This is a genomic window from Corynebacterium sp. HMSC05C01 (assembly GCF_001807155.1).
In the GTDB taxonomy this organism is placed as follows: Bacteria; Actinomycetota; Actinomycetes; order Mycobacteriales; family Mycobacteriaceae; genus Corynebacterium; species Corynebacterium coyleae.
In genome coordinates this window covers 81,217-106,769 of sequence record NZ_KV787976.1, presented here as the reverse complement: position 1 = coordinate 106,769, position 25,553 = coordinate 81,217, and the positions used below count along the sequence as shown (strand labels likewise).

The 25,553-nt window shown below is 64.9% G+C and carries 19 protein-coding genes; 14 read left to right on the top strand and 5 right to left on the bottom strand.

Annotated features, from left to right (window positions below; all coding sequences use genetic code 11):
- Positions 1 to 54 precede the first annotated feature (54 nt).
- Positions 55 to 180: a hypothetical protein gene (locus tag HMPREF3145_RS12105; protein ID WP_256365581.1), complete on the top strand. Its 126-nt coding sequence runs from the start codon at positions 55 to 57 to the stop codon at positions 178 to 180.
- A 50-nt stretch (positions 181 to 230) separates the two neighbouring features.
- The gene (locus HMPREF3145_RS11300) at positions 231 to 1,823 is read left to right on the top strand and encodes a cation:proton antiporter (protein WP_070423331.1); all 1,593 of its coding nucleotides are present in this window, start codon (positions 231 to 233) and stop codon (positions 1,821 to 1,823) included.
- 3 nt (positions 1,824 to 1,826) lie between these two features.
- On the opposite strand, the gene HMPREF3145_RS11295 is transcribed toward HMPREF3145_RS11300, so the two are convergent.
- Positions 1,827 to 2,390 carry a TetR/AcrR family transcriptional regulator gene (locus HMPREF3145_RS11295; RefSeq protein WP_070423330.1) on the bottom strand — a complete coding sequence of 188 codons (564 nt, stop codon included), beginning with the start codon at positions 2,388 to 2,390 and terminating at the stop codon, positions 1,827 to 1,829.
- A 155-nt stretch (positions 2,391 to 2,545) separates the two neighbouring features.
- Here HMPREF3145_RS11295 and HMPREF3145_RS11290 point away from each other — a divergent pair, with 155 nt between their 5' ends.
- The gene (locus tag HMPREF3145_RS11290) at positions 2,546 to 3,766 is read left to right on the top strand and encodes an ATP-binding protein (RefSeq protein WP_070423329.1); all 1,221 of its coding nucleotides are present in this window, start codon (positions 2,546 to 2,548) and stop codon (positions 3,764 to 3,766) included.
- 9 nt (positions 3,767 to 3,775) lie between these two features.
- Here HMPREF3145_RS11290 and HMPREF3145_RS11285 read toward each other — a convergent pair whose 3' ends face one another.
- Together HMPREF3145_RS11285 and HMPREF3145_RS11280 are read right to left on the bottom strand one after the other, a co-directional pair.
- Positions 3,776 to 4,186 (bottom strand): hypothetical protein, encoded by a 411-nt coding sequence (locus HMPREF3145_RS11285; protein ID WP_070423328.1) that lies wholly within the window; start codon positions 4,184 to 4,186, stop codon positions 3,776 to 3,778.
- Positions 4,187 to 4,196: 10 nt separating this feature from the next.
- Positions 4,197 to 5,711, bottom strand: coding sequence for a SulP family inorganic anion transporter (locus tag HMPREF3145_RS11280; RefSeq protein ID WP_070423327.1), 1,515 nt, complete (start codon positions 5,709 to 5,711; stop codon positions 4,197 to 4,199).
- A gap of 161 nt (positions 5,712 to 5,872) precedes the next feature.
- Here HMPREF3145_RS11280 and HMPREF3145_RS11275 point away from each other — a divergent pair, with 161 nt between their 5' ends.
- The 11 genes from HMPREF3145_RS11275 (at position 5,873) to HMPREF3145_RS11225 (ending at position 23,922) form a co-directional block, all read left to right on the top strand.
- On the top strand, positions 5,873 to 7,822 hold the full coding sequence (locus tag HMPREF3145_RS11275) for a glycosyltransferase (RefSeq protein ID WP_141740878.1): 1,950 nt from the start codon (positions 5,873 to 5,875) through the stop codon (positions 7,820 to 7,822).
- Positions 7,812 to 8,330, top strand: coding sequence for a phosphatase PAP2 family protein (locus HMPREF3145_RS11270; RefSeq protein WP_070423326.1), 519 nt, complete (start codon positions 7,812 to 7,814; stop codon positions 8,328 to 8,330). The genes HMPREF3145_RS11275 and HMPREF3145_RS11270 overlap by 11 nt, the downstream gene beginning before the upstream one ends.
- Positions 8,331 to 9,326, top strand: coding sequence for a decaprenyl-phosphate phosphoribosyltransferase (locus HMPREF3145_RS11265; RefSeq protein WP_070423325.1), 996 nt, complete (start codon positions 8,331 to 8,333; stop codon positions 9,324 to 9,326).
- Between the two features lie 25 nt (positions 9,327 to 9,351).
- Entirely contained in the window at positions 9,352 to 11,115 is a 1,764-nt protein-coding gene (locus HMPREF3145_RS11260) for an arabinofuranosyltransferase AftB family protein (RefSeq protein WP_070423324.1), read from the top strand.
- 71 nt (positions 11,116 to 11,186) lie between these two features.
- Positions 11,187 to 12,185, top strand: a complete 999-nt coding sequence (locus HMPREF3145_RS11255) for an alpha/beta hydrolase (protein WP_070423323.1) — start codon at positions 11,187 to 11,189, stop codon at positions 12,183 to 12,185.
- Between the two features lie 179 nt (positions 12,186 to 12,364).
- Positions 12,365 to 14,308, top strand: coding sequence for an alpha/beta hydrolase-fold protein (locus HMPREF3145_RS11250; RefSeq protein WP_070423322.1), 1,944 nt, complete (start codon positions 12,365 to 12,367; stop codon positions 14,306 to 14,308).
- Positions 14,308 to 14,808 carry a hypothetical protein gene (locus HMPREF3145_RS11245; RefSeq protein WP_070423321.1) on the top strand — a complete coding sequence of 167 codons (501 nt, stop codon included), beginning with the start codon at positions 14,308 to 14,310 and terminating at the stop codon, positions 14,806 to 14,808. The genes HMPREF3145_RS11250 and HMPREF3145_RS11245 overlap by 1 nt, the downstream gene beginning before the upstream one ends.
- Before the next feature lie 23 nt (positions 14,809 to 14,831).
- Positions 14,832 to 15,773, top strand: a complete 942-nt coding sequence (locus tag HMPREF3145_RS11240; RefSeq protein ID WP_070423320.1) for a cutinase family protein — start codon at positions 14,832 to 14,834, stop codon at positions 15,771 to 15,773.
- A 33-nt stretch (positions 15,774 to 15,806) separates the two neighbouring features.
- On the top strand, positions 15,807 to 17,624 hold the full coding sequence (locus HMPREF3145_RS11235) for a FadD32-like long-chain-fatty-acid--AMP ligase (protein WP_070423319.1): 1,818 nt from the start codon (positions 15,807 to 15,809) through the stop codon (positions 17,622 to 17,624).
- 35 nt (positions 17,625 to 17,659) lie between these two features.
- On the top strand, positions 17,660 to 22,384 hold the full coding sequence (pks13, locus tag HMPREF3145_RS11230) for a polyketide synthase Pks13 (RefSeq protein ID WP_070423318.1): 4,725 nt from the start codon (positions 17,660 to 17,662) through the stop codon (positions 22,382 to 22,384).
- Positions 22,381 to 23,922 (top strand): acyl-CoA carboxylase subunit beta, encoded by a 1,542-nt coding sequence (locus HMPREF3145_RS11225; protein WP_070423317.1) that lies wholly within the window; start codon positions 22,381 to 22,383, stop codon positions 23,920 to 23,922. The genes pks13 and HMPREF3145_RS11225 overlap by 4 nt, the downstream gene beginning before the upstream one ends.
- Before the next feature lie 173 nt (positions 23,923 to 24,095).
- On the opposite strand, the gene HMPREF3145_RS11220 is transcribed toward HMPREF3145_RS11225, so the two are convergent.
- Together HMPREF3145_RS11220 and HMPREF3145_RS11215 are read right to left on the bottom strand one after the other, a co-directional pair.
- The gene (locus tag HMPREF3145_RS11220; RefSeq protein ID WP_246815477.1) at positions 24,096 to 24,443 is read right to left on the bottom strand and encodes a DUF3054 domain-containing protein; all 348 of its coding nucleotides are present in this window, start codon (positions 24,441 to 24,443) and stop codon (positions 24,096 to 24,098) included.
- Complete coding sequence (locus HMPREF3145_RS11215) at positions 24,440 to 25,513, bottom strand: HNH endonuclease signature motif containing protein (RefSeq protein WP_141740877.1); 1,074 nt, start codon at positions 25,511 to 25,513, stop codon at positions 24,440 to 24,442. Before HMPREF3145_RS11215 ends, HMPREF3145_RS11220 begins: the two co-directional genes overlap by 4 nt.
- Between the last annotated feature and the right edge of the window lie 40 nt (positions 25,514 to 25,553).

Below are 25,553 nucleotides of genomic sequence, written 5' to 3'. Positions count from 1 at the left end.
TCACGTTAGGTCTCCCTGACCTAACGTGATTACTCTAAGGTATGCCTTGCCTAAGTGACAATCCTTGTCTGGGCGCTCGGGACCGGGGCGACGAACGTCGAGACGAGGTACCGGTTGATGTCGGAGTCGCCGATGACGTCCAACACGTCGCCGGCGGAAGCCGATATCGGATTTCTGTGAATTCAGCAGATGGGCAAGGAACCAGCGTCAGCGTCGTAAGCTGAGCCAGCGTGGGAACGTTTATTGCGCTAATCGGATTGTTGCTGGCCACCGTCATTGTCGCTGCGGTTGGTGAGCGCACGGGCATTCCGTGGCCGGCGCTGCTGACCATCGTGGTGGCGCCGGTGATTTTCATTCCAGGCATTGACACGGTGTCCATTGACACACACCTGATCTTGCCGATCTTCCTGCCGCCACTGCTGTGGTCGCTGGCCAGGCGCACGAGTTGGGGTCAGATCGGCTCGCAGCTCAACGTGGTGCTGACCATGTCGGTCATCCTGGTGTTCCTTACTATCGCGGCGCTGACGGCGACGGCGATGTGGATCCTGCCGGGTGTGAGTCTGGCTACCGCGATGGTGTTGGCGGCGGCGATCGCCCCGCCGGACCCAGTCGCGGTCGACGCGGTGGCGGGACCGGCTGGCATTCCGAAGCGCATCACCGGAACGTTGCAGACGGAGGGGCTGTTTAACGACGCCGCCTCGATTGTCACCTTCAACATCGCCATGGCTGCGGTGATTGCAGAGGGTGAAGTGGACTTCACCAAGGGATTCGTTGAGTTCCTTTATGCCGCGGCGGTTGCTGTGGTGGTGGGGTTGATCGTCGGCAGGCTAGCTGCGCTGTTTGCAAACTCGGTGCCAGATTCCGTGATCCGTACCGCGTTTACGTGGGTGCTGCCGTTCGCCATCTATGCGGGTTGTGAGGCGATCCACGCTTCGGGCGTGATCGCGATCGTGATCGCCGCGGTGGAGTTGTCGTCGCGCTCCACGATGACAGCGGAGGACCGCCTGACCGGTCACTCGTTCTGCGAAACAGTGGAGCTGCTGTTCACGGGCGTGGCGTTCGGGTTGATCGGCATGAGCGTGCGTGATGCTATCGACACCGCCGGCACCTACATTTGGCCCGCCGTACAAGTCGGCGTGGTGCTCTCCGTCGTCGCATTTGTGGTGCGTCTGGCCTGGATGTGGGTGCTGTACAAGTTGAACGTGCGCAAGGGTCGCACGCACGTGTCGCCACTGCGCCTGCAGGAGGTGCTCCTGATGGCGTGGTCTGGCATGCGCGGTTTGGTCACGTTGGCGCTGGTGTTGGCTATCCCGCCGTCGGCAACCGAGTACCACCACGAACTGTCCGTCATTGCGTTGACGGTGCTGACCTGCACGATGGTGATCCCCGGCCTCATGCTGCCATGGCTGGTGCGGAAGATGGACCTGCAAAAAGGCCCAGAAGCAGACCGGGCAATTGAAGAATTGAACCAGCGGGCGTACGCGGCGGCGCACAAGGCGGTGCGCGAACACGGCGAGGAGCATGCGCCGGAGGCGTACACGATGGTGCAGGAGTGGTTGAACTCGATTACGGAGCAGCGCCTGCAGGATCCGGAAAGCACTGACGAGCGCATGGCAGCTTTCGAGCGCGCTCGCGAAAGCGCGATTGAAATGCAGAAGGTTGCGCTTAAGGCGGCGAGCTCCGAGTTGCACCGGGCGCGCAGGGAGCGCCAGTACAACCCGGCGGATGTGGACGCGGTGCAGGCTGACCTGGACCGTCTTATCGTGGCCAGCAAGCGCAACGTGCTCGCACGCCCAAGCCAGATGGTGAAGTGGGAGTCCTAGTTGCTAATCGACGACCACATCCGCCATCGCATATAACGTCTCCCGCGCCGCCTTGAACGCCTCCGGTGTGGCGGCGAACTCGGCTGCACGCGCAATGGCGGAGTTGAGCAGCGCGATATCCACGGCTGATACGCCAGGGCAAAAGTCCGCCACGATGGTGCGGAATCCGGCGTGGGAGCGTTGCACGTTGTCGTCGGCAAACGCCTCCGGGAAGTTCTTCGCCGCCGCCATGAGTGGGCCGTGGCCACCATGCGCGAAGAGGTCCAGGGTGGCGTCCACGTAGGCACGCATGCGCTGGTGGGGTTCCGGAGGGGCGTTTTTAATCTTGGCCTCGAGTTCGGCGTTCCACTCGTCGGTGGCCGCGATGAGGAGCTGGACCAGCAGGTCGTGCTGGGATTTTGCATACCGGTACACGCTGGGTCGCGCGAGACCGACCGCGGCAGCCACCTCCGCCAGGGTGGGCACCTTGCCGTGGTTTTCGACGATGAGGCGCTCGGCGGCGTCAAGCACCGCGCGGTGTTGTACGGCGCGGTGCTCGGCGACGGTGTCCTCAGTAATCTTCGGCATGCCCCTGAGTCTACGGAGTGGTTATTTCGTTTCGGCGAGACATGTTTCCGCCGACTATCTCGCAGAATTTCAAAGTGCGGAACGAAATCGTTTCAAAATGTCGAACAAAACCGTTTCAAAGTGTCGAATATGCTGGTGGGAGGTATAGTTTTGGCATGTCGAACTCATACATTCCAAGGCTTGCAGATGGCCAACTCGAAAGCGCTCTTCGTCGCCAAGGTGGAGTGCTCATTCAAGGGCCGAAGGGCTGCGGGAAAACGGAAACCGCGAGCCGGCAGGCCGGGAGTGTCTTGAATGTTGAAACTGATCCGAGCGTCCCGCTGGCGATGGCGACCGATCCACGTGTACTGCTCGAAGGTGGCACCCCTCGCCTCGTCGACGAGTGGCAATTGCAACCGCGTCTTTGGGATTTTGCGCGGCACGAGATTGATTCTCGTAAGGCGAAGGGACAGTTCATCTTCACGGGTTCCACCGCTCCGGGAGTGGACGCAACCCGCCACTCTGGTGCTGGAAGATTTGCGCGCCTAACGATGTCGACGATGACCCTGTTCGAGTCGGGAGAGTCAGAAGGTTCTGCATCCCTCAGCAAGATTGCTGCGGGCAATGCGCCTCAGTTTGCAACTCCTGCCTTGACGCTGACTGAGCTTGCTGAGCGAATGTGTCGCGGAGGCCTTCCTTACAACGCGGACCTTTCCTTGGATGACGCGATAGAGAACGTCCGTGATTACGTGCAGACGGTCGCCGATGTGGATATCCACACTGTGGGTGAAGTCTCGCGAGACTTGGAGCGTGTGCGCAGGATAATGCAGTCCATCTCTCGCGCGGTTGCTACAGAGGTTGATCTGCAAACAATTGCGACTGATATCGACATGCATCGTGAAACCGCACGTGATTATCTCGACGCGTTATCGCGGATCTTTATTTCGGTGGATCAGCCAGCGTGGTCTACGCACCTGCGGTCGAAAGCAACCTTGCGCAAGTCACCCAAGCGTCACCTTGCGGACCCGTCCTTTGCGATGGCTGCGCTTGAGCGCGGTCCTCAGCAACTGTTGCAGGATCCGCGTTACTTTGGGCAGCTTTTCGAGTCGCTCGTTTTCCACGAGCTTCGAGCGCTGACTGGCAAGACGGTGTACCACGCTCGGCTAAACACGAAGCTTGAGGTTGATGCGGTGGTGAACTACGAAGGCGTCGACATCCTGGTTGAGGTCAAACTTGGGTACACGCCGGAAATTCTCGATCACGCGGCAGACACCCTTAAGAGGTTTGACGAACAGCTTGAACAGGACACCGTGTTGCTCGTTGTCACCTCTGGTGGGCCTGCACACCGTCGAGCGGACGGTGTGGTGGTTGTGCCGATCGGGGCGCTAGGCCCGTAGCCGAACCACTTACCGCCCGTCGCCGAACTCGCGCTTGAAGTTGTCGTCCCAGTCCACGTCGGGTTGGGAGTCGAAGTAGTGCTGCTCCAGGTTGGGTGCGTCGTTGCTGCCTTGAACTCCCATGATCAGGAACACGGCACCGGCGATGGCGCCGAAGATGCCAACGAACACGGCGGTTGCGCCGGAAAGGAACGAAAAGGACAGCACGCAGATGGCGATGAGGATTGCGCCGATGGTGTAGTTGCGGGCGGGCGTGCCGGGGGTGCGGTGTTCATTGGGGGCGCCGAGTGGCGAGCGATCAACCGAGTTTCCCCCGAGAAATCCGCCACCCTGTCCGCCGCCAGTTCCACTCCGGTCTCCAGATCCCCCGATGGGGAGGCCGTCGGCGTCGTAGTCGCCGTTGTAGTTGTAAGGCTTCATGGCGAAGAGCCTACGGGAGTTGGCCGGTGAGGCGGTCGAGTCGGGCTTTGCTGGGGCCGTCGAGGCCAGTGATGGTGACGGTTTTGCCGCGGTTGTGGAACTTCTGGGTGATGGAGTCGAGGGTGGCCACGGTGGAGGCGTCCCAGATTTCGGCGTGGCTGAGATCGATGATGATGTGGTCGGCGTCGTCGGCGTAGTCGAAGGCGTAGACCAGGTCGTTGCTGGAGGCCCAGAAGAGTTGGCCGTGGATGCGGTAAGTGCGGGTGTCGATGTGCCCGTCGCCATCAGTGTCGAGCTCCGCCACCTTTTCTACCCACGCGAGGTGGGCGACTCGGCGGGCAAACATAATCATCGCAGTGACTACGCCGAGCACGACGCCGATGGCCAGGTTGCTCGTCGCAAGCGTGGCGACGACCGTGACCACCATGACGATGGTTTCGGACACCGGCATGAGTTTGAGGGTGCGCGGGTGGATGGAGTGCCAGTCGATCGTGCCAAGGGAGACGACGATCATGATGGCGACGAGCGCGGCCATCGGGATGATGCCCACAACATCGCCGAACGCCAGCAAGAGAACCAGCAGGAACACGCCTGCGAGCAGGGTGGACAGGCGGGTGCGGGCGCCGGCTTCGCGGGAGTTGATCAGGGTTTGGCCGATCATGGCGCAGCCACCCATGCCGCCGAAGAGGCCGGTGACGATGTTGGCCACGCCCTGGCCCCAGGATTCGCGGGTTTTGTCGGAGTGGGTGTCGGTGATGTCGTCGACAAGTTTTGCGGTCATGAGCGATTCCAACAGGCCCACGATTGCCATAGCCAGCGCGTACGGCGCGATGATCTGGAACGTCTCCCACGTCAGCGGCACGTGCGGGATCATCATGGCGGGGAAGGAGCGGGGTAGTTCGCCCATGTCGGAGACGGTGGGCACGGTGATGCCGGCAAGCACAACCACGACGGTCAGCACCGCGATGGTAACCAGCGGGGCGGGGACCGCGTTGGTGATTTTCGGCCAGAACACCATGATGAGCAGGCCGGCGGCGGTGAGCGCGTAGACGGGCCAGGCGACGTCGATAAGGTGCTGCATCTGCGCAGCGAAGATGAGGATGCCGAGGGCGTTGACAAAACCAACCATGACTGAGCGCGGGATGAAGCGCTGCAGTTTCGCCACGCCGAGTGCCGCCAGGATGATTTGGAACACGCCGGCGAGCAGCACGGTGGCGATGAAGTAGTCCATGCCGTACTCGCGCGAGACGGGTGCGATGACGAGGGCGACTGCGCCGGTTGCGGCGGAGATCATCGCCGGCCGCCCGCCGGTAAACGCGATGGTCACAGCCATGGTGACGGAGGCGAACAGGCCGACGGCGGGGTCGACTCCGGCCAGGATCGAAAACGCGATGGCCTCGGGGATCAGGGCGAGTGCGACGGTGAGCCCGGCAAGTACTTCACGACGAAGCCGCGTCCCCGAAGAAAACGCATAACGAAACGACGCAACCACCCCGGTCGGGGCGTGCTCGAGAGATGCAGACATGCCTGTGCTTTCCGTTCGCTTTCCGTTCAAAAACGTTGTGACAACCGTGGCAACCGTAGCCCACGGCGCCGACATCGGCCGACACCCGCGAGCCACAGCGGGAGATTCGGCGCCCAGCGATTACGCTTAACTCCGACTGCCCACAATAGAAAGTGAGAGCTGTGGAAACGAGCAACAACCTCGCGGTAGACACGCTTGCGCGTGTGCTGATGCCGAAGAAGGGCGAGCCGCACGACGTGCGTATGCTGTACCTGATCGAGCAGGAGCAGAACAAGCAGCGCCTGCGCTGGTCGGACCGGACGAGTTTTGAGGTTCCTGCGGGCAACGAGGTTTCCTTCGAGACCTACTTCAATGCGTTCCCGGCGAGCTATTGGCGCCGCTGGTCGCAGCTGGACACCGTCGTCCTGGCGATGACGGTTCAGGGCCGCGCGACGATTTCGGTGTACCGCTCGAAGTACGACGGCACCCGCATCAGCGTGACCAACGTGGACGCGACCGGCTACACGGAGATCCCGTTGAAGCTGGGCAATTTCGAGGACGGCGGCTGGCTGTGGTTCGACATCACCGCCGAGGAGGACACGCGCATCAGCGATGCGGCGTGGTGCTCCCCGCAGGAGCCGCAAGAGCAAGTGCTTGACGACGGCACCGTGGTCCCACCCCAACCCAAACAAGTCGCCGTTGGCATCCCCACGTTTAACCGTCCCCGGGATGCGGTCAACGCGTTGCATGCGTTGGCTGAGGATCCGTACGTGGAGGCGTCGATTAGCAATGTGCTCATGCCCGACCAGGGCAACCAGCATCCGGCGGACGAGCCGGACTTCGCCGAGGCCGAGCGCAACCTCAATGGCAAACTACAGATTTTCCACCAGGGCAACCTGGGCGGCTCCGGCGGCTACTCGCGCATCATGTACGAGGCGCTCAACAGCACCGACGCGCCGTTCATCCTGTACATGGACGACGACATCGCCATCGAGCCGGACTCCATCGTGCGCTCCGTGCAGGCTGCGCGCTACGCCAAGCAGCCGATCCTGGTCGGCGGCCAGATGCTGAACCTGCAGGACCGCTCCCAGCTGCGCACAACCGGCGAGACCGTCGACCCGAACATCTTCATGTTCTCTGCAGCCAAGCACGCCGTGTACGACCACGACTTTGCCAAGTACCCACTCGGCTACGTGGGCACTGAGGAAGAGGATCTGGATCCGCGTAAGACCACCTCGCGCCCGCTGCACCGCCGCATCGACGTGGACTACAACGGCTGGTGGATGAACCTGTTCCCGCGCGTCGTCGCAGAGAAGATGGGCCTGCCGCTGCCGCTATTTATTAAGTGGGACGACAACGAGTACGCCCTGCGCGCCAAGGAAGCGGGCTTCCCAACCGTCACCTGGCCGGGCGTTGCCATCTGGCACATGGCCTGGGCCGACAAGGACGACGCCATCGACTGGCAGGCCTACTTCCACATGCGCAACCGCCTCATCGTCGCCTCCATCTACGGGCCGGACAACCCCGAGGCGATGCTGAAGAACATGCAGAAGTCCACGGCGAAGCACTACTTCTGCATGGAGTACTCCACCATCGCCATCCAAAACGAGGCAATGCGTGACTTCCTGGCAGGCCCGGACCAACTCTTCGACATCCTCGAATCCTCGTTGCCGCGCATCCAGAAGATCCGCAGCGAGTACTCCGACGCGCAGGTCCTGCCGTCCGCGACCGAACTGCCCACACCCACCGGCGCGCCGGGTGTGCCGACCAACAAAATGGGCGGCCGCCTGGCCAAGGTGAAGAAGATCCCGTGGGCCGTCAAGGCGCTGCTGCACCTGCGTAAGGACGAAGACCGCGCCCACTGGGATGCCCCGCAGCTGAACCTCACCGCGGAGGAAGCCCGCTGGTACACCCTGGCACGCGTGGACTCGGCAACCGTGTCTACCGCCGGCGGCACCGGCGTGGCCTTCCGCAAGCGCGACAAGGCCCTCGCCGACAAACTCGTCGAGGAACAAAAGCAGCTGCGCGCCGACATCAAGCAGCGCTGGCCGGAACTCAAGCGCATCTACCGCGACGCGCGCGAAGACCTGACCAGCCACGACAACTGGGGGAAGGTGTTCGATGCCCAGTAAGGAAACAGACCTGCTCGTCGCCATCCAGGACGCGCTGTATTCTCCCGCCACCGCCAAAGGCGCCCGTGTGCTCTCATACTTCGGTGAGCACGACCTGGGCTGGCTAGGCGTTGCGATGGCTGGCGCCATCGCAACGAGCATCGGGGACGTCGATAAGCAACGGCGCTCAAAGTGGCTCGCACTGGGCGTTGGCACCTTCGCCGCGCACGCCGCAACCGTGGTGCTCAAACGCATCGTGCGACGCCCACGCCCGAACGACCCGCGGGTGAAGATCGGAGTGGGAACGCCCTCCCAACTGTCGTTCCCGTCCTCGCACGCTGCGAACACGGGTGCCGCCGCCGCGCACCTGGCCAACATCACCGGAAAGAAGTGGCCGTGGCTGCTGGTGCCCGTAATGATGCTGTCGCGTAACGTGCTCGGCGTCCATTACCCGACCGACACCCTCGCCGGCGCACTGCTCGGCGCAGGGACGGCGAAGGCCGTGATTGAAGCGGAGAAGAGGATTTAAGTGGCACACACGCAAGAACCTATCGACGAGCCGCTGCTGAAGTCTGAACCCCACACCTCAGGTGTGGACCAGGTGATGAAGAAAACCCCACCGAAGAACCTCGTCGACGCGATGATCAAGGGGCTGCGCCCCAAGCAGTGGGTGAAAAACGTCCTCGTGCTGGCGGCACCGTTGGCTGCCGGCGCGGAAGCGTTCACCCGCCACACCGTGGTGGACATCCTGCTGGCGTTCATCGTGTTCTGCTTCGGTGCGTCCTCGATCTACCTGATCAACGACGCCCGCGACGTCGAATCGGACCGCCGCCACCCGACGAAGCGCTTCCGCCCGATCGCCTCCGGCATGCTGCCGATCAACCTGGCATACATCATGGCGGCGGTGCTCATCGCCGCGGCACTCGGCCTGTCGCTGCTGGCCACTGATGGTGCCGCGTTGGCGTGGGTCATTGGCATTTATATTGCGCTGCAACTCGGCTACTGCTTCGGCTGGAAGCACATCCCGGTCATCGACATCGCCCTGGTGTCCTCCGGCTTCATGCTGCGCACCATGGCCGGCGGTGTCGCTGCCGACATCGAGCTGTCGCAGTGGTTCCTGCTGGTCGCCGCGTTCGGTTCCTTGTTCATGGCTTCCGGCAAGCGCTATGCAGAACTGCTGCTGGTCAAGGAAACCGGCGCGGAGATCCGCCGCTCGCTGCAGGGCTACACCGAAACCTACCTGCGCTTCGTCTGGACCCTGTCCGCCACCGCCGTGGTCATGTCCTACGCACTGTGGGGCTTCCAGCTTTCCAACTCCGTCGAGGGCACCGCCGCCATCTGGTACCAGGTATCCATGGTGCCGTTCGTGATCGCGATCCTGCGCTACGCCTCCGTCGTCGACGGTGGTCAGGGTGGTGCACCCGACGAGATCGCCCTCGAGGACCGAGTGCTGCAGCTTCTCGCCGCAGCTTGGATCTTCTGCATCGTCATGGCCGTCTATGTCGTACCAAACTTAGGTTGGTAGGCAGAAACGCAGTAACATCTGCGCAATGACCAAAAACGCCCGTATCTCCGCGCTCGCCGCAGCCGTGGTGGCGGGCGTTGCCGCATTCTGGGGCGGTTGGACCCGCCGCTGGATGTCCGACGACGGCCTGATCGTCCTGCGCACCGTGCGCAACCTGCTGGCCGGCAACGGTCCCGTGTTCAACGCCGGCGAGCGCGTCGAGGCCAACACCTCCACCCTGTGGCAGTACCTGATCACGCTGTTCGGGTGGCTCACGGATGCGCGCCTGGAAAGCATCGCCATGTGGCTGGCGCTGCTGTGCACCGCCGCAGCCGCCGCTACCGCCGCGTACGCCTCCGGCAAGTTCTGGGGCAGGGTCGGCCCCGTCATCCCGTTCGGCATCATCATTTATGTTGCGCTGCCGCCCGCGCGCGACTTTGCCACCTCCGGGCTCGAGTGGGGCATGTCGCTGCTGTGGATCGCCATCTGGTGGGCGGCACTCGTCGCCTGGGCCGAGGACCCGGTCAAGCGCCGCGCGCCCTACGCCGGCTACTTCCTCGCGTTCTGGTCCGGCCTGTCCTGGCTGGTCCGCCCCGAACTCGCGCTCTACGGCGGGGTGGCAGGCATCATGCTCATCGCGTTTAGCCCCCGCAAAACGCTAGGCATCCTCGCCGTAGCGCTGCCGGTTCCCGCCGGCTACCAACTGTTCCGCATGGGCTACTACGGCCTGATCACCCCGCACACCGCGGTGGCCAAGTCCGCCAGCGGCTCTGAATGGGCCCGCGGCTGGGAGTACTTTGCGGACTTCTTCGGCTACTACTGGCTGGCCCTGCCTCTCCTCGGCGCTGCCGCGGTGGGGGTGTGGTTGTTGTGGGGTGCGAGGGGGCGTCGATTAGCAATTGTGTGTTTGACCACCGGCGTTGCACTCGCGCACATGCTGTACGTACTGCGCGTCGGCGGCGACTTCATGCACGGCCGCATGTGGCTGCTGCCCCTGTTCGCGCTGCTGCTGCCAGTGATGGCGGTGCCGTACACCAAGGTGACCGCATCAGTGGGCACCGCGCTTGTCGTGTGGGCCAGCGTGATCGTCCTGCGCGCGCATCCCATCGACTGGGAGCCATACAACAACGGCGAAAAAGAACTCGGCATTGTCGACGAGCGCGACTTCTGGACCATGGCCGTCGGCCGCGACGCCGGCGACCCACCCCTGTACGCCGAAGACTTCCTTGGCTCCAAACTCATGAGGGACTGGACAGACGCGATCGAGCAAGGCCTCGACGAGGACGCCGCACAGATCAGCCTCGCTATCGTCACCGCCGAGCCGGAGCGCTACAAGTGGTTCGTGCGCGAGCGCCAGCCCGACGCAACCGACCAGCGCGATCTGGAGCTGACCGCCTACATGGTCAACCTTGGCATGACCAGCATGAACTCGCCGCTGAACACCCGCATCCTGGACACGGTCGGCCTGGCCACTCCAATCGCCGCTCGTATGCCACGCGTGCCGGACGGGCGCATCGGCCACGACAAGGAACTGGGCCTGGAGTGGCAGGTGGCGGATACGGATGCGGATTTGGACAAGTTGCCGCAGTTCGTCGATAAGCAAAAAGCGCAGGACGCGCGCGAAGCATTGCGTAGCGACGACATCGCCGACCTGCTGGCCACCTCCCGCGAACCCATGAGCTGGGACCGCTTCTGGGCCAACGTCCGCTACTCAGTTGGACCGGGCCGCACGCTCACGCTTGACGACGACCCCACGCACTACCTCAGTCACACCAGCCCCACCCGACAAATCGCCTGGCCGACCGAGTGAATAGCGGACTATGTTTCGGGTTGGTAACGTGAACGTGTCTTTTGCCTGAAAACACGTCTCGAGGGGAATGCATGAACACTCGAACCTCCGTGCGCCGCAAACTCACCGCGGTGCTGGTCGCGATCCTCAGCGCGATCTCCATCGTGAGCGCGCCACAGGCCGCCGCGGCCAACCGTGACTGGCTGCGCCCCGGCTGCACCTGGGACCGGGTCGGCTACTGGGTCCAGCGCTGCAACGTGTGGTCGGCCGCAATGAACCGCCACATCCCGGTACAGATCCAGCCCGCACAGCGCGGCGGCAACGCGGGCCTGTACATGCTGGATGGCCTGCGTGCGACGGAGCGCACCAACGCGTGGCTCAACGACGTCAACGCGGCACGCACCTTTGTTAACCACAACATCACCCTCGTGCTGCCGGTGGGTGGACAGTCGTCGTTCTACACCGACTGGAACGCCCCGGCGACCTACGACTTCAACAACCCGGTGACCTACAAGTGGGACACGTTCCTGACCAAGGAGCTGCCGCCGTACCTGCAGCAGCACTTCGGTGTGTCGCCGACGAACAACTCCATCCTTGGCCTGTCCATGGGTGGCACCGCCGCGGTCAACCTGGCTGCGCTGCACCCGAACCAGTTCCGTCAGGTGCTGTCCTACTCGGGCTACCTGGCCACCACCATCCCGGGTGGTCAGACCGCGCTGCGCGCCGCGCTTCTCGACGGCGGCATGTACAACGTCAACGCCATGTGGGGCTCCTCGCTGAACCCGCGCCGCTTTGAAAACGATCCGTTCCTGAACATGGGCAACCTGCGCGGCAAGGACGTGTACGTCTCCGCAGGCTCCGCCGTGCCGGGCCCGGCCGACGCGAAGTACCTGCCGCAGCACCAAGCCGCCGGCATCGCGCTCGAGGGCGTGGCCAACGCGACGACGCGCGCCTGGTCCGCTAAGGCCACCGTGACCGGCGTGAAGCACACCGCCGTGTTCACCCCGACCGGCCTGCACAACTGGGATCAGTTTGGCAGCCAGCTCGAGGCCACCAAGCCGCGCATCCTGAATGTGATGAACGCCTGGTAGTTCCCGGGTTTCCGGCCAGGTAAGGGCGCGTGCGGATGTGATCCGCACGCGCCTTTTGTTGTTTGTGGAAGTGTTTGCAGTAACGCCCCGCGTGTCGCGCTCGATTAAACCCTCAAGTGAAACTTAAGATATAGGGCGATACTCTTGTGACACAAGTAGCCCGACGAGGTAGGAGACTCATGCGAGACAACCGGATCACCCCCACCAGGCTCACCGCAGCCCTGCTGCCTGCCGCGCTGGCTCTCACGCTGGCGCCGTCGGCCGCAGTCACCGCCCAAGCACAGTCCTCGGACCTGTCGTCGCTGTCGTCGAACCGCGGCATCTCCGACGGTCTGCGCCCGTCCGACCCGCCAAAGCGCACTCCGATCGAGGTGGAGAAGAACCCCGAGATCCCCGGCCTGCCGGAGGGCGTGAAGGTGGACCGCATCGAGTGGATCACCAGCCGTCGCGTAGCCGTATTCATCAAGTCCGCGGCCATGCCGAAGGAACTCATCCAGGTGCAGATCCTGCTGGCACGTGACTGGCACTCCAACCCGACCGCGAAGTTCCCGGAAGTGTGGGCGCTCGACGGCCTGCGCGCGCGTGACGACGAAAACGGCTGGACCATCGAAACCAACATCGAGCAGTTCTACGCCGACAAGAACGTCAACGTCATCCTCCCGGTCGGCGGCGAGTCCTCCTTCTACTCCGACTGGCAGCGGGAGAACAACGGCAAGCACTACAAGTGGGAGACGTTCCTGACCAAGGAGCTCGTCCCGGTGCTGAACAACGAGTTCCGCTCCAACGGCAAGCGCGCCGTTGTCGGCCTGTCCATGGGTGGCACCGCCGCAGTCAACCTGGCTGAGCGCAACCCGCACCTGTTTAACTTTGTCGGCTCGTTCTCCGGCTACCTGGACACCACGACCACCGGCATGCCGTCCGCGATCAAGGCCGCGCAGCTGGATGCCGGCGGCTACAGCGCTGAGGCCATGTGGGGCCCGCTGGGCTCCCAGGACTGGATCGACCACGACCCGAAGCTGGGCATTGAGAACCTGAAGGACATGACGGTGTACGTCTCCTCCGGTTCGGGCCGCGACGACTACGGCAACGCCGAATCCGTGGCCAAGGGCCGCGCGAACGCTGCCGGCATGGGCTTGGAGGTCATCTCGCGCCTGTCCACCCAGACGTTCGTGGACTACGCCTCGCGCACCTCCGTCAAGCCGATCGTGCGCTTCCGCCCCTCTGGCGTGCACTCGTGGGAGTACTGGCAGTTCGAGATGGCACAGGCATGGCCGTACATCGCTAACGCCCTCGACGTGCCGGAGGCTGACCGTGGCTCCAAGTGCAACCCGATCGGTGCGATCGCAGAAGAGACCAAGTCCGGCGTCATCGGCACCTGTGTCAACGACGAGTACAACGCGGGCAAGGACGGCAAGGGCAAGGCCCAGGACTTCCGCGGCGGTACTGCGTTCTGGTCCCCGAACACCGGCGCGCACGCCCTGTACGGCGCAATCCTGGCCAAGTACAACGCGCTCGGCGGCGCCGCTGGCTGGCTCGGCTTCCCCACCACCGGCGAGCTCCAGGCACCAGACGGACAGGGCCGCTTCGTCCACTTCGAAAACGGCTCCGTCTACTGGACCGCGAACACCGGCGCCTACGCCATCCCGGGCGACATGTTCAAGGCATGGGGCGCCAACGGCTACGAGACTGGCGACCTGAAGTACCCGGTTGCCGAGGCCAACAAGGTTGGCGACGGCTACGTGCAGAAGTTCCAGGGCGGCTACCTCACCCGCAACCCGGACGGCAAGCACTACATCGTCCACGGTGCGATCGGCGAGAAGTACGGCGAGATCGGCACCGCCACCTCCGAGCTCGGCTACCCGAAGTCCAACGAGATCGCCATCAAGGGCGGCTTCTTCCAGGAGTTCGAGCACGGCAACATCTACTGGTCCGCTGCCACCGGCGCCCACACGATTCTCAAGGGCGACATCTTCAACGAGTGGGGCAAGCGTGGCTACGAGCAGGGCGAACTCGGCTGGCCGGTGAAGGACATGGCGAAGATCCCGGCTGGCGGTCTGACCATCGACTTCCAGCACGGCACGGTTGAGCAGGTCAACGGCGTGGTCAACGTAAGGAAGAAGTAATGCGCAAATTCGCCCTTTGCTTGACGACGATCACCTGCACCGCCGCCCTCACCGCCTGCGGTGGAGCCACCGTGGACTCCGAGGACGTCACCGAAACTGCGGCCACCTCAGCCACGGAAACGGCCACCTCGGCCACTGAGTCGGGTACCGCGTCCGCGACGGAATCCGCGACGGCGTCGTCGGCGGGTGGGGCGCCGCGGTCGTCGTCACGCAATGGCGCCGGCGACCAACCCGCACGGGAAGTGGAAACCGTGCCCACCCAGGTGCCTTCATACGCGCCGGAGGAGCAGGCGTTTCTGGATCACCTCAGGCAAAACGGGGTGAACGTCGACGGTCTTGAAGACCAACTCACAGCAACCGGGTTTACCGTGTGCGACGACGATACGATCACCCGCGACGCCGTCGCCGGGCAACTGGTCGAACAACGCCGCACCGACATGGACGCAGGCACCGTAGCGACCCTGCTCAGCGACACCGCTCGCGCCAACCTGTGCGGCTAACCCCGCACGTGTAAGGAGTTTTCATGCGCCGATCGCGCAACGTTGTCGTCGTCGCTGCCGTGATTGTGGTGCTTGCGCTTATCGGCCTAGGTATCTACCAGTGGCGCACCACCACCGACAGCGACCTGCCGTCGGCGAGCAAGCCACCAGAGTCGAGCGCGCCCGAGCGTGTCGACGAGCCCGACTGGTGCCCCGCCGTCGAAGTCATCTCCGTACCGGGCACCTGGGAATCCGCGGCAGACGACGACCCGTTCAACCCCCAGGCCAACCCGGCCAGCTTCATGCTGTCCATCACGCGCCCGCTGCAGGAGATGTACGACATCAACCACGTGCGCGTGTTCACCGTCCCGTACACCGCGCAGTTCCGCAACATCCAAACCGCGCACGGCCGCGCCGAGATGACCTACGACGACTCCCGCGCCGAGGGCACCGCGAAACTGCGAGGCGAACTGGACTTCGTGGCGCGCACCTGCTCGTCGACAAAGTTCATAATTGCGGGCTTTTCGCAGGGTGCGGTGATTGTGGGGGACGTGGCGTCGTCGATAGGCAATAGCGAGGGTCCGATCAACCCGGACCGTCTGCTCGGCGCGATGATGATCGCCGACGGACGCCGAGAAAACGGCGTGGGCATCAACCCCGGCGCCGAAGTGCACGGCACCGGCGCGGAGATCGTCCTGCAGCCGCTGCAGCGCGTCGCCGACGCCGTCACCCCCGGCGCCACCATGACCGGACCACGCCCCGGCGGCTTCGGTCTCGTGGAGGACCGTGCCTACGAAATCTGCGCGCCGAACGACACCGTTTGCGACGCCCCACTGGGTGTAGGCAACGCGATCGAACGCGCAAACGCACTCATTTCGGCAAACGGCAATCATGCACTATATGCCACAAATCCGGACGTGATTCCGGGCTCGACAGTGCCCGAGTGGGCTGTCAATTGGGTCCGTGACGTGGTAGAGAGTTTGTAACTCGAATACAGGTGTAAAACAAGGAGTTTTTCGATGGATCTTCAGCAACTGACCGCCCAATTCATCGGCCCCGACGGCGACATCGCCCTGCCAGAACACTTCACCCTGCCCCGACTCGCCGAAATGATCCACCAGGCCCACCTGCAGGCCGGCGGCGGCGACGCGATCAACGTCCGCGCGTGGGACTTTTCCACCGACCCAGCTGGTGTGGAAACAACGTTCACCCGCTCCGAGGTCAACACCCGCATCAAGGCCGTCGCAGCACGCCTCGCCCAGGTCGGCGAGCCGGGCGCACGCGTCGCGCTGATGGCGCCGAACTCCGCCGAGTACGTCTTCGGCTTCATGGGTGCGCTCTACGCGGGCCAGGTGCCGGTGCCGCTGTACGACCCGACCGAGCCGGGCCACGAGGGCCACCTGCGCGCAGTGCTTGGCGACGCCGGCGTCCAGATCGTGCTCACCAACTCCGCCGCCGCCCCCGCTGTGCGCCGCTACTTCGCCGACCTGCCCGGCACCGAGCGTCCCCGCGTCATCGCCGTGGACTCCCTGCCGGACACGCTCGCCGAGTCCTACCAGCCAATCCCGCCGGTGCCGGGCGAGGACACCGCGAACCAGATCTGCTTCCTGCAGTACACCTCCGGCTCCACCCGCAACCCGGCAGGCGTGATGATCACCAACGAGGCGCTGGTCACCGACGTTCTGCAGATCAACGACGCGGTGAAGTTCGAAACACCGATGCGCATCCCGACCTGGCTGCCGCTGCACCACGACATGGGCATGATCGTGGCCATGATCGGCGTCGTGCTGGGCCAGGAGATTGAGATCTTCGCCCCGCGCGACTTCATCCAGCAGCCGAAGCGTTGGGTGGAGCGCCTGTCGCGTCGCGACGACGACCTCGCCGACATCCACGTCTACACCGTGATCCCCAACTTCGCGCTGGACCTCGCCGCCCGCTACGCCGCGCCGGAATCTGCGGACCAGTACGACTTCTCCGCCGTGGAGTGCATCATCATTGGCTCCGAGCCGGTTACCCGCGCGGGCGTGACCGCGTTTATCGACGCGTTCAGCGCCTCCGGGCTCGACCGCTCCGTGCTGCGCCCGTCCTACGGCCTGGCCGAGACCACCCTGCTGGTGTCCACCGACCGCACCGATGAGCGCCCGAAGTTCATCGAGTTCGACCGCGACGCCCTCGCCGAAGGCAAGGCCGTCCCGGCCGAAGGCGGCGTGGCTACCGCGTCGAACGGCCAGCCGGTGAACTGGATGCACTTCGCCATCGTCGACCCGGAGACCCGCAACGAGGTCGAAGACGGCACCATCGGCGAAATCTGGGTCCACGGCAAAAACGTCGCCGCCGGCTACCTCGACCGCCCGGAAGAGACCGCCGCGACGTTCCACAACACCATCGGCGAAACCATCCAGGACGGCATGCCGAAGGACAACTGGTGCGCCACCGGCGACCTGGGCACCATGCTCGACGGCCACCTGTACATCACCGGCCGCGTCAAGGACCTCGTGGTCGTGGCGGGACGCAACCACTACCCGCAGGACATCGAAGCCACCGTCATGGAGTCCACCGACCACGTGCGCAAGGACTCCGTCGCCGCATTCGCAGTGCCTGGCGACGACGTCGAGCGCCTCATCATCATGGTCGAACGCGCCGACAACGCCTCCGCCGACGGCGACGCAGCCGCCATCGACGCCATCCGCTCCGCCGTCACCGCCAAGCACGGCATCGCCCCGGAGGTCGTCGAGTTCTACGGTCCGGGCGAGATCGCACGCTCCTCGGCAGGCAAGATCGCCCGCCGCGTCAACGCGAAACGATTCACCGATCGCGAACACGCTGCAACGCAGTAACAAAACCCCGCCGGTGGGCGATAGTCTGAGCTGTTATGAACGAGCATGATCTGATTCAGTGGCTCACCAGCTGGGTTGAGCGCGCCACCGGCGTAGATAACGTCGACCCGACCACGCCGCTGGAGACCTACGGCCTCGCATCCCGCGACGCCGTGATCCTCTCCGGCGAACTGGAAACGCTCCTCGGCCGCCGCGTAGACCCGACCATCGCCTACCAGTACCCGACCGTCGCCGCGATCGCCGCGGCGCTGACGGCGGTGAAGGCGGAGGGGCCGGTAAGGCGTCGTCGTCAAGCAACTGCGACCCCTGGCACCCACGACATTGCCATCATCGGCTCCGCCGGCCGCTTCCCAGGCGCCAAAAACAACGCCGAATTCTGGCAAATGCTCATCGAAGGCCGCTCCGCCACCGGCCCACTTCCCGCACCACGCTGGAACGAATACCTCGGCGACCCCGTCGTCCGCACCAAAATGTCGGAAGAAAGCACCGACGGCGGCTACATGGACGGCATCGCCTCCTTCGACCACGAATTCTTCGGCGTCTCCCCACTCGAGGCCCAAAACATGGACCCGCAGCAACGCATCATGCTCGAAGTTGCGTGGGAAGCCCTCGAAGACGCAGGCCTCGCACCCAGCAAGCTGCGCGGCGAACCCGTCGGCGTGTTCGTTGGCTCGTCCAACAACGACTACGGCATGCTCATCGTCGCCGACCCAGCCGAGGCGCACCCGTACGCGCTGACCGGCGCATCCTCCGCGGTCATCCCGAACCGCATCTCTTATGCCTACGACTTCCGCGGCCCGTCCATGAACGTGGACACCGCCTGCTCCTCGTCGCTGGTGTCGGTGCACCACGCGGTGCGCGCGCTTCGCGACGGCGAAGCCGACGTCGCCCTAGCCGGCGGCGTGAACATCCTGGCCAACCCGTTCGCCTCGCTTGCGTTTTCGGAGTTGGGCGTGATCTCGCCGACCGGGCGCATCCACGCGTTTTCCGACGACGCCGACGGCATCGTCCGCGCCGACGCCGCAGGCTTCATCGTGCTCAAGCGTGTCGACGACGCCATCGCCGACGGCGACAACATCATCGCCGTGATCAAGGGCTCGGCCACCAACTCCGACGGCCACTCCAACGGCCTGACCGCCCCCAACCCGGACGCCCAGGTAGACGTGCTGCGCCGCGCCTACGACGACGCCGGCGTGGATCCGCTGCAGGTCGACGTGGTCGAAGCCCACGGCACCGGCACCATCCTCGGCGACCCGATCGAGGCCACCGCACTCGGCGAGGTCCTCGGCCGTGGCCGCGACGCTGGCTCGCCGCTGCTGCTGGGGTCGGCGAAGTCCAACATCGGCCACTCCGAATCCGCCGCCGGCGTCGTCGCGCTGATCAAGGTGATCGAGGCGCTCAAGCACGACACGATTCCGGAGTCCATTAACTTCACCGCCCCAAACCGCTACGTCGACTTCGACACCGAGCGCATCGAGGTCGTCCAGGACCCGCGCGAGTGGCCGCGCTACTCCGGCCGCCGCATCGCCGGCGTGTCCGGCTTCGGCTTCGGCGGCACGAACGCGCACGTGGTCGTCGCCGACTTCGACCCGGCCGAATACGACACCCAGGCACCCGAAACCGAGCCGTCCTTCGAGGGCGTGGCTGCGGCGGCGTTGCCGGTGTCGGGCCTGTTGCCCTCTCGTCGCAAGGAAGCAGCAGGCGCACTCGCTGACTTCCTCGAAGGCCGCCCCGACACCGACCTCATCCCGGTGGCGCGCTCCCTGGCCAAGCGCAACCACGGCCGCTCCGCCGCCGTCGTCCAGGCCACCACCACCGAAGACGCCGTCAAGCGCCTGCGCCAGGTCGCTGCCGGCAAGATCGGCCCCGGCATCGCCTCCGCCGACGCGCCGACCCCGATGGGCCCCGTCTTCGTCTACTCCGGCTTCGGCTCCCAGCACCGCAAGATGGCCAAGGAACTCATCGCCCGCTCGCCGCTGTTCGCCCGCCGTATGCGCGAACTCGACGAGATGGTCAAGTTCCAGGCCGGCTGGTCGATGCTCGAGATCATTGAAAACGACGAGCTGACCTACGACACCGAAACCGGCCAGGTCACCATCACCGCCATCCAGATCGCCCAGACCGACCTGCTGGCCTCCGCCGGCATCACCCCGGCCGCCACCATGGGCATGTCCATGGGTGAGATTGCCGCAGCCTACGGTGCCGGCGGGCTGAGCGACGAGGACTGCATCCTCATCGCCACCGCCCGCGCCCGCCTCATGGGCGAAGGCGAAGAAATGATTGCCGGCACCGACCAAGAAGGCGCGATGGCGGTTGTGGAGTTGTCGCGCGAGGCGCTGGCGGAGTTCGTCGATAAGCATGAGCAGGCTGCAGGCGTTGAGCCAGCCGTCTACGCGGGCCCCGGCATGACCACCGTCGGCGGGCCGTCGAAGGCCGTCGACTACATCGTCGAGGCACTCACCGCTGAGGAGAAGTTCGCCCGCAAACTCAACGTGCGCGGCGCCGGCCACACCAGCGCGCTTGACCCGATCATGGGCGAGCTCGCCGGCGAAATCGCAGGCATCACCCCGCGCTCGCTCACGGTGCCACTGTTTACCTCCGTCGACCGCGGCGAGGTCTACCAGCCCGGCCAGACCATCCACGACGACGCCTACTTCCTGCGCATGACCCGCCAGCCGGTCTACTTCCAGGACGCCACCGAAGCCGCGTTTGCCGCCGGCCACACCACGCTTGTGGAGATCACCCCGAACCCGGTTGCACTGATGGGCATGATGAACACCGCGTTCGCCGCCGGCCAGCCGGATGCGCAGCTGCTGTTCACCACCAAGCGCAAGGTCGACGAGCTCGAGTCGCTTTTGGACCTCGCCGCGAAGCTCTACGCCGGCGGCGTGCCGGTGGACTTCGGCGCCTTCTACGGCGCAGGCAAGGTCATCGACGCGCCGAAGATGGCGTTTAAGCAGGTGGATCACTGGACGCCGGCGAGGCCGTCGTCGGCAAGCACGTCGCTTTTGGGCTCCCGTGTGACGCTGCCGAGCGGCGAGGTTGCGTTCGCGACCGCCGCCGACCAGGTCTTCAGCCCGCACCAGCTCATCGAGGCCGCCGCGGCTGAGGTGGCCGAGGGCGCGCGTGTCGTCGCTACGGAAGAGCACGGCTACCTGCCCGCCGACGGCGAGGTGACCACGGTGGTGGCGTCCTCGCTCGGCGGCGTGTCCGTCAAGGTGTACGACGGTTCCGCGCTGGTTGCGGAGGGTTTCGCCTCCACCATCGACCGCGCCCCGGTTCAGGGCGTCATGGAGCCCACGCGTATCGACGACACCACCCCGTCCGCCGCCTCTGACGAGGACCAGGACGACGACATCGACGCCGTGCGCTGGGACCCCACCTCCGGCGAGACCGTTGCCGAGCGCCTGCGTGGCATCGTGTCCGAATCCATGGGCTACGACCCCGAGGACCTGCCCGACGAACTGCCGCTCATCGACTTGGGCCTCGACTCCCTGATGGGCATGCGCATTAAGAACCGCGTGGAAAACGACTTCCAGATCCCGCCGCTGCAGGTGCAAACGCTTCGCGACGCCTCCGTCGCCGATGTCATCCGCATCGTCGAAGACGCCGTCGCCGGCCGCACCGATGCGCCTCAACCGATGGCTGTCAACGACGAGGCGCGCGACCCGGCCGCCGCCACCGAAAAGACCCAGGGTGTCGGCGTTGCCCCGCGCGACGCGTCCGAACGCATGGTGTTTGGCGCCTGGGCGAAGTACGCCGGTGCGGCGGCTGCTGGTGTGACGTCGGAGTTGCCGCAGATTAGCAACGAGCAGGCGGGAGAGATCGCCGCGCACCTGACCGAGCGCTCCGGCATCGAGGTCACCGCCGAGGATGTGCTGGGCGCCGAGACGCTCGAACCGCTTGCGAACAAGGTCCGCGAGGGTCTGGAGACCCCGGTCGACGGCAACATCCGCGTCTTCCGAGATGGCGACGCCGCCAAGAACCCTGTCTTTATTTTCCACCCGGCGGGCGGGTCGTCGTCGGTGTACGCGCCGCTGGCCCGCCGCCTGAATAAGGACGTCCCGGTCTACGGCGTCGAACGCCTGGAGGGCTCCCTCCAGGAGCGTGCTGCCGAGTACGTCAAGGACATCGAGCGCATCGCAGGCGAGCGCAAGGTCATCCTCGCCGGCTGGTCCTTCGGCGGCGCCCTGGCCTACGAGGTCGCATCCCAGTTGGGCAACGACAAAATCGACTACATCGCACTGCTGGACACCACCCAGCCGTCCGAGCCGATCCCCGACACGCTCGAGGAAACCAAGGCGCGTTGGGGCCGCTACGCCGCCTTTGCCAAGGAAACCTACGGCCTGGACTTCGAGGTGCCCTACGAGCTGCTCGAAACCGCCGGTGAAGACGCGCTGCTGACCATGCTCACCGAGTTCCTGGCCAGCACCGACGCCTCCGAACACGGCTTGGCCGCCGGCGTCCTGGAGCACCAGCGCGCGTCGTTTGTGGACAACCAGATCCTCAACCACCTCGACTTCACCCGCTGGGCCGATGTCGATGTGCCGGTATTGCTGTTCCGCGCCGAACGCATGCACGACGGCGCCATCCAGCTCGAGCCGAACTACGCCCACATTGACGAGGACGGCGGCTGGGGCGCTATCGTGAGCGACTTGACCATCGTCCACCTGCCCGGTGACCACTTGGCGGTTGTGGATGAGCCGGCGGTGGGCATCGTCGGTAAGCATATGAACGCATGGATCGAAGGGAAGCGATGAGTACCGCCGACAAACTCGCCGACCTGCGCGAACGACTAGAAAAAGCGCAGGACCCGGGCTCGGAACGCTCGCGCAAGCGTCGCGACGACGCCGGCCGTACCACCCCGCGCCAACGCATCGACGCCCTGCTCGACGAGGGCTCCTTCGTCGAAATCGGCGCGCTCGCCCGCACCCCCGGCGACCCTGACGCCGTCTACTCCGACGGTGTGGTCACCGGCTACGGGCGCATCGACGGTCGCCCCGTCGCCGTGTACGCCCACGACAAAACCGTCTACGGCGGCTCCGTCGGCGTGACGTTCGGCCGCAAGGTCACCGAGGTCATGGAGTTCGCCATCAAGATCTCGTGTCCCGTGATCGGCATTCAGGATTCCGGCGGCGCACGTATCCAGGACGCGGTGACGTCGCTGGCGATGTACTCCGAGATTGCCAAACGCCAACTGCCGCTGTCGGGTCGCGTCCCGCAGATCTCGATCATGCTGGGCAAGTCCGCCGGCGGCGCCGTGTACGCGCCTGTGACCACCGACTTTGTCATCGCCGTCGACGGCGAGTCCGAGATGTACGTCACCGGCCCGAACGTGATCCGCGAGGTCACCGGCGAAGACATCACGTCCGCCGAACTCGGCGGTGCGCGCGGGCAGGAGGCCGCCGGCAACATCCAGGCCGTGGTGGCCACGGAGGAGGACGCCTTCGACTACGTCAAGGACCTGCTGGCCCACCTGCCCACCTCCACCTTCGACGCGGCCCCCGTCGTGACGGCCCCCGCGGACGAGGAGTTGGACGACTCCGCACTCGATTCCTTCATGCCCGACGACACCAACGCCGGCTACGACATGATGGACTTGCTCGTGCAACTTGGCGACGACGAAGACCTCGTCGAAATCCAAGCCGGCTACGCCGAAAACCTCATCTGTGCCTTCGGCCGCATCGACGGTAAGGCGGTCGGCTTCGTCGCCAATAACCCGATGTACGCCGCTGGCTGCATCGACGCGGACGCCGCCGACAAGGGCGCGCGCTTCATCCGCACCTGCGACGCCTACAACATCCCCATCGTCTATGTCGTGGACACCCCCGGCTACCTGCCGGGCGTGGAGCAGGAGCGCGAAGGCCTGATCCACCGTGGCGCGAAGTTCGCCTTCGCCGGCGTGGAAGCCACCGTGCCTAAGGTGACGCTGGTCGTGCGCAAAGCCTACGGCGGCGCGTATGCGGTGATGGGGTCGAAGAACCTCAACGGCGACATCAACCTCGCCTGGCCCACCGCCCAGATCGCCGTGATGGGTTCGGCGGCGGCGGTGGTAATGCTGCAGGGCAAGCAGCTCGCCGCCATCGAGGACCCTGATCAGCGCGAGGCCATGAAGAAGATGTTCATGGACTTCTATGACCAGGAGATGACTTCCCCGTACGTGGCTGCGGAGCGTGGGTACATCGACCAGATGATCGAGCCCAATCAAACACGCATTGCTTTACGACGAGCCCTTCGCCAATTGGCCACCAAACAAGAATTCGACCTTCCTAAGAAGCACACCATCAGCCCCCTGTAAGAAAGGCCCTTCTTCTATGCTTTCCTCCACCCTCGACCTGTTCGGCGACCTTGTCAGCATGATCATCTGGTTCATCAACGGCATCCAGACGGGTGATCCGCTCTGGAACTTCGGCTCTAGCTTCTAGGCCTGGACGCCGAAAACGCACCCGTTTGGTTGGCGGGTGCGTTTTGTTATTTGCGCACGAGTTTTGCGATTCCGCGCCAGCCGAGCATGAGCAGCGCGGACATGGTCGTCGCCACGATGATGAACGACCAGTGGGGGATCGAGCCGTTGCGGATGCCCCAGATGACCAGGCCGGTGATCACGGTGACCGGCCAGATGATGCCGCCCTTGTTGTCACGGGCGATCAGCCATCCCAGCGTCACGCCCAGGGCGAACGGCCACAGGGTGGATAGCCAGCCGGTGAAGTTGAACGGCATGGTTTCGGATTGGTGGGCGGCGCGTGCGAGCAGCGCGAATACCGCGATGGCGACGTAGTCGGCCGCGATCGCGGTGGGGCGTGTGATTCGTTTCGTCATACTCGCAGATGGTAGCGCCCGAACAGCGCGTCCATGATTCCGCCGGGCCTAAACACCGGGTACCCGCGCGGTGAAACCCACACCGGCCGGCCCCGGATCCGTTCGATCCTTCCGCGCCGGTTGGTGTGGCGGGGGTCGTCGTGGTTGACCCGGTTGTGGTACCTGCACAGCGGCACCAGGTTGGCCAGGTTGGTCTGCCCGCCTTGCGACCACGCCGTGATGTGGTGGAACTCGCACATATCCGCCGCCACCCGACATCCGGGTACGGGGCACATCGGGGTGGCCATGCGGGCTAAGTCGCGCTGCTTCGCGTTGGCCACGCGCTGGGTGCGGTACAGGTTCACCGGCCCGGCCTCGGGGTGCACGAGCGCGACCTCGGTCGGGAACATCTCGCCCAACAACGCCGCGACGTATTCGGCGCCGGTGATGGTGGTGCCGTCGGAAAGTGCGAGCAGGACGTCGTCGCCGTGGTCGGCGAGGATTGTCACGTGCTGGTCCGCCGGCACCGCCACGATCGGGCGCGGTGCCTGCACCTGCACCCCGCCACCCCCGGCGAGCATGTCGGCGAACCGGGCGAACATTTGCGGGCCCGCCGGCTTCGACGCGTCCAGCCCGGAGCGCAACTGCTTTTCCAGTGCTGCCAGCACGTGTTCGTCGCCGCAGCCGGAGAACTTCCGCTTCCCGCCGCGTGAGGCAGAGAAGCGGAAGGCGTCTTCGGGCGTGTGGTCGTCGTCGGGAAGCAGTTCGCGCGCGGCTTTCTGCACCGCCCGGTAGTCGCCGCGCACCTCCAGCAGCGCAAGCCGCGGCGCCCAACGCTCGTTGACTGGCAGGCGCTTCAGGCGGCGCTCGATGGCCACCAACTGGTGCAGCGAGAACCCCCGCGCCCGCTCCAGCGCCACGGCCTGCTTGCGGGTGTAGGCGGTGCGGCCGAAGTACACCTCGCGCAGCCCCGCCCACGCGGACACCTGCGCCGGGTCGAGGCCTGCCTGGAGAGCGTACTGCTCGTCGAAACCGGCGAGCGCATCAACGGCGCTGGCCAGCGTGTCCACGAGAGCAGTAAATGAAGTCATGCATTTCAACCTAAAGCGCCGGCCAAACTTGCGCAACGGC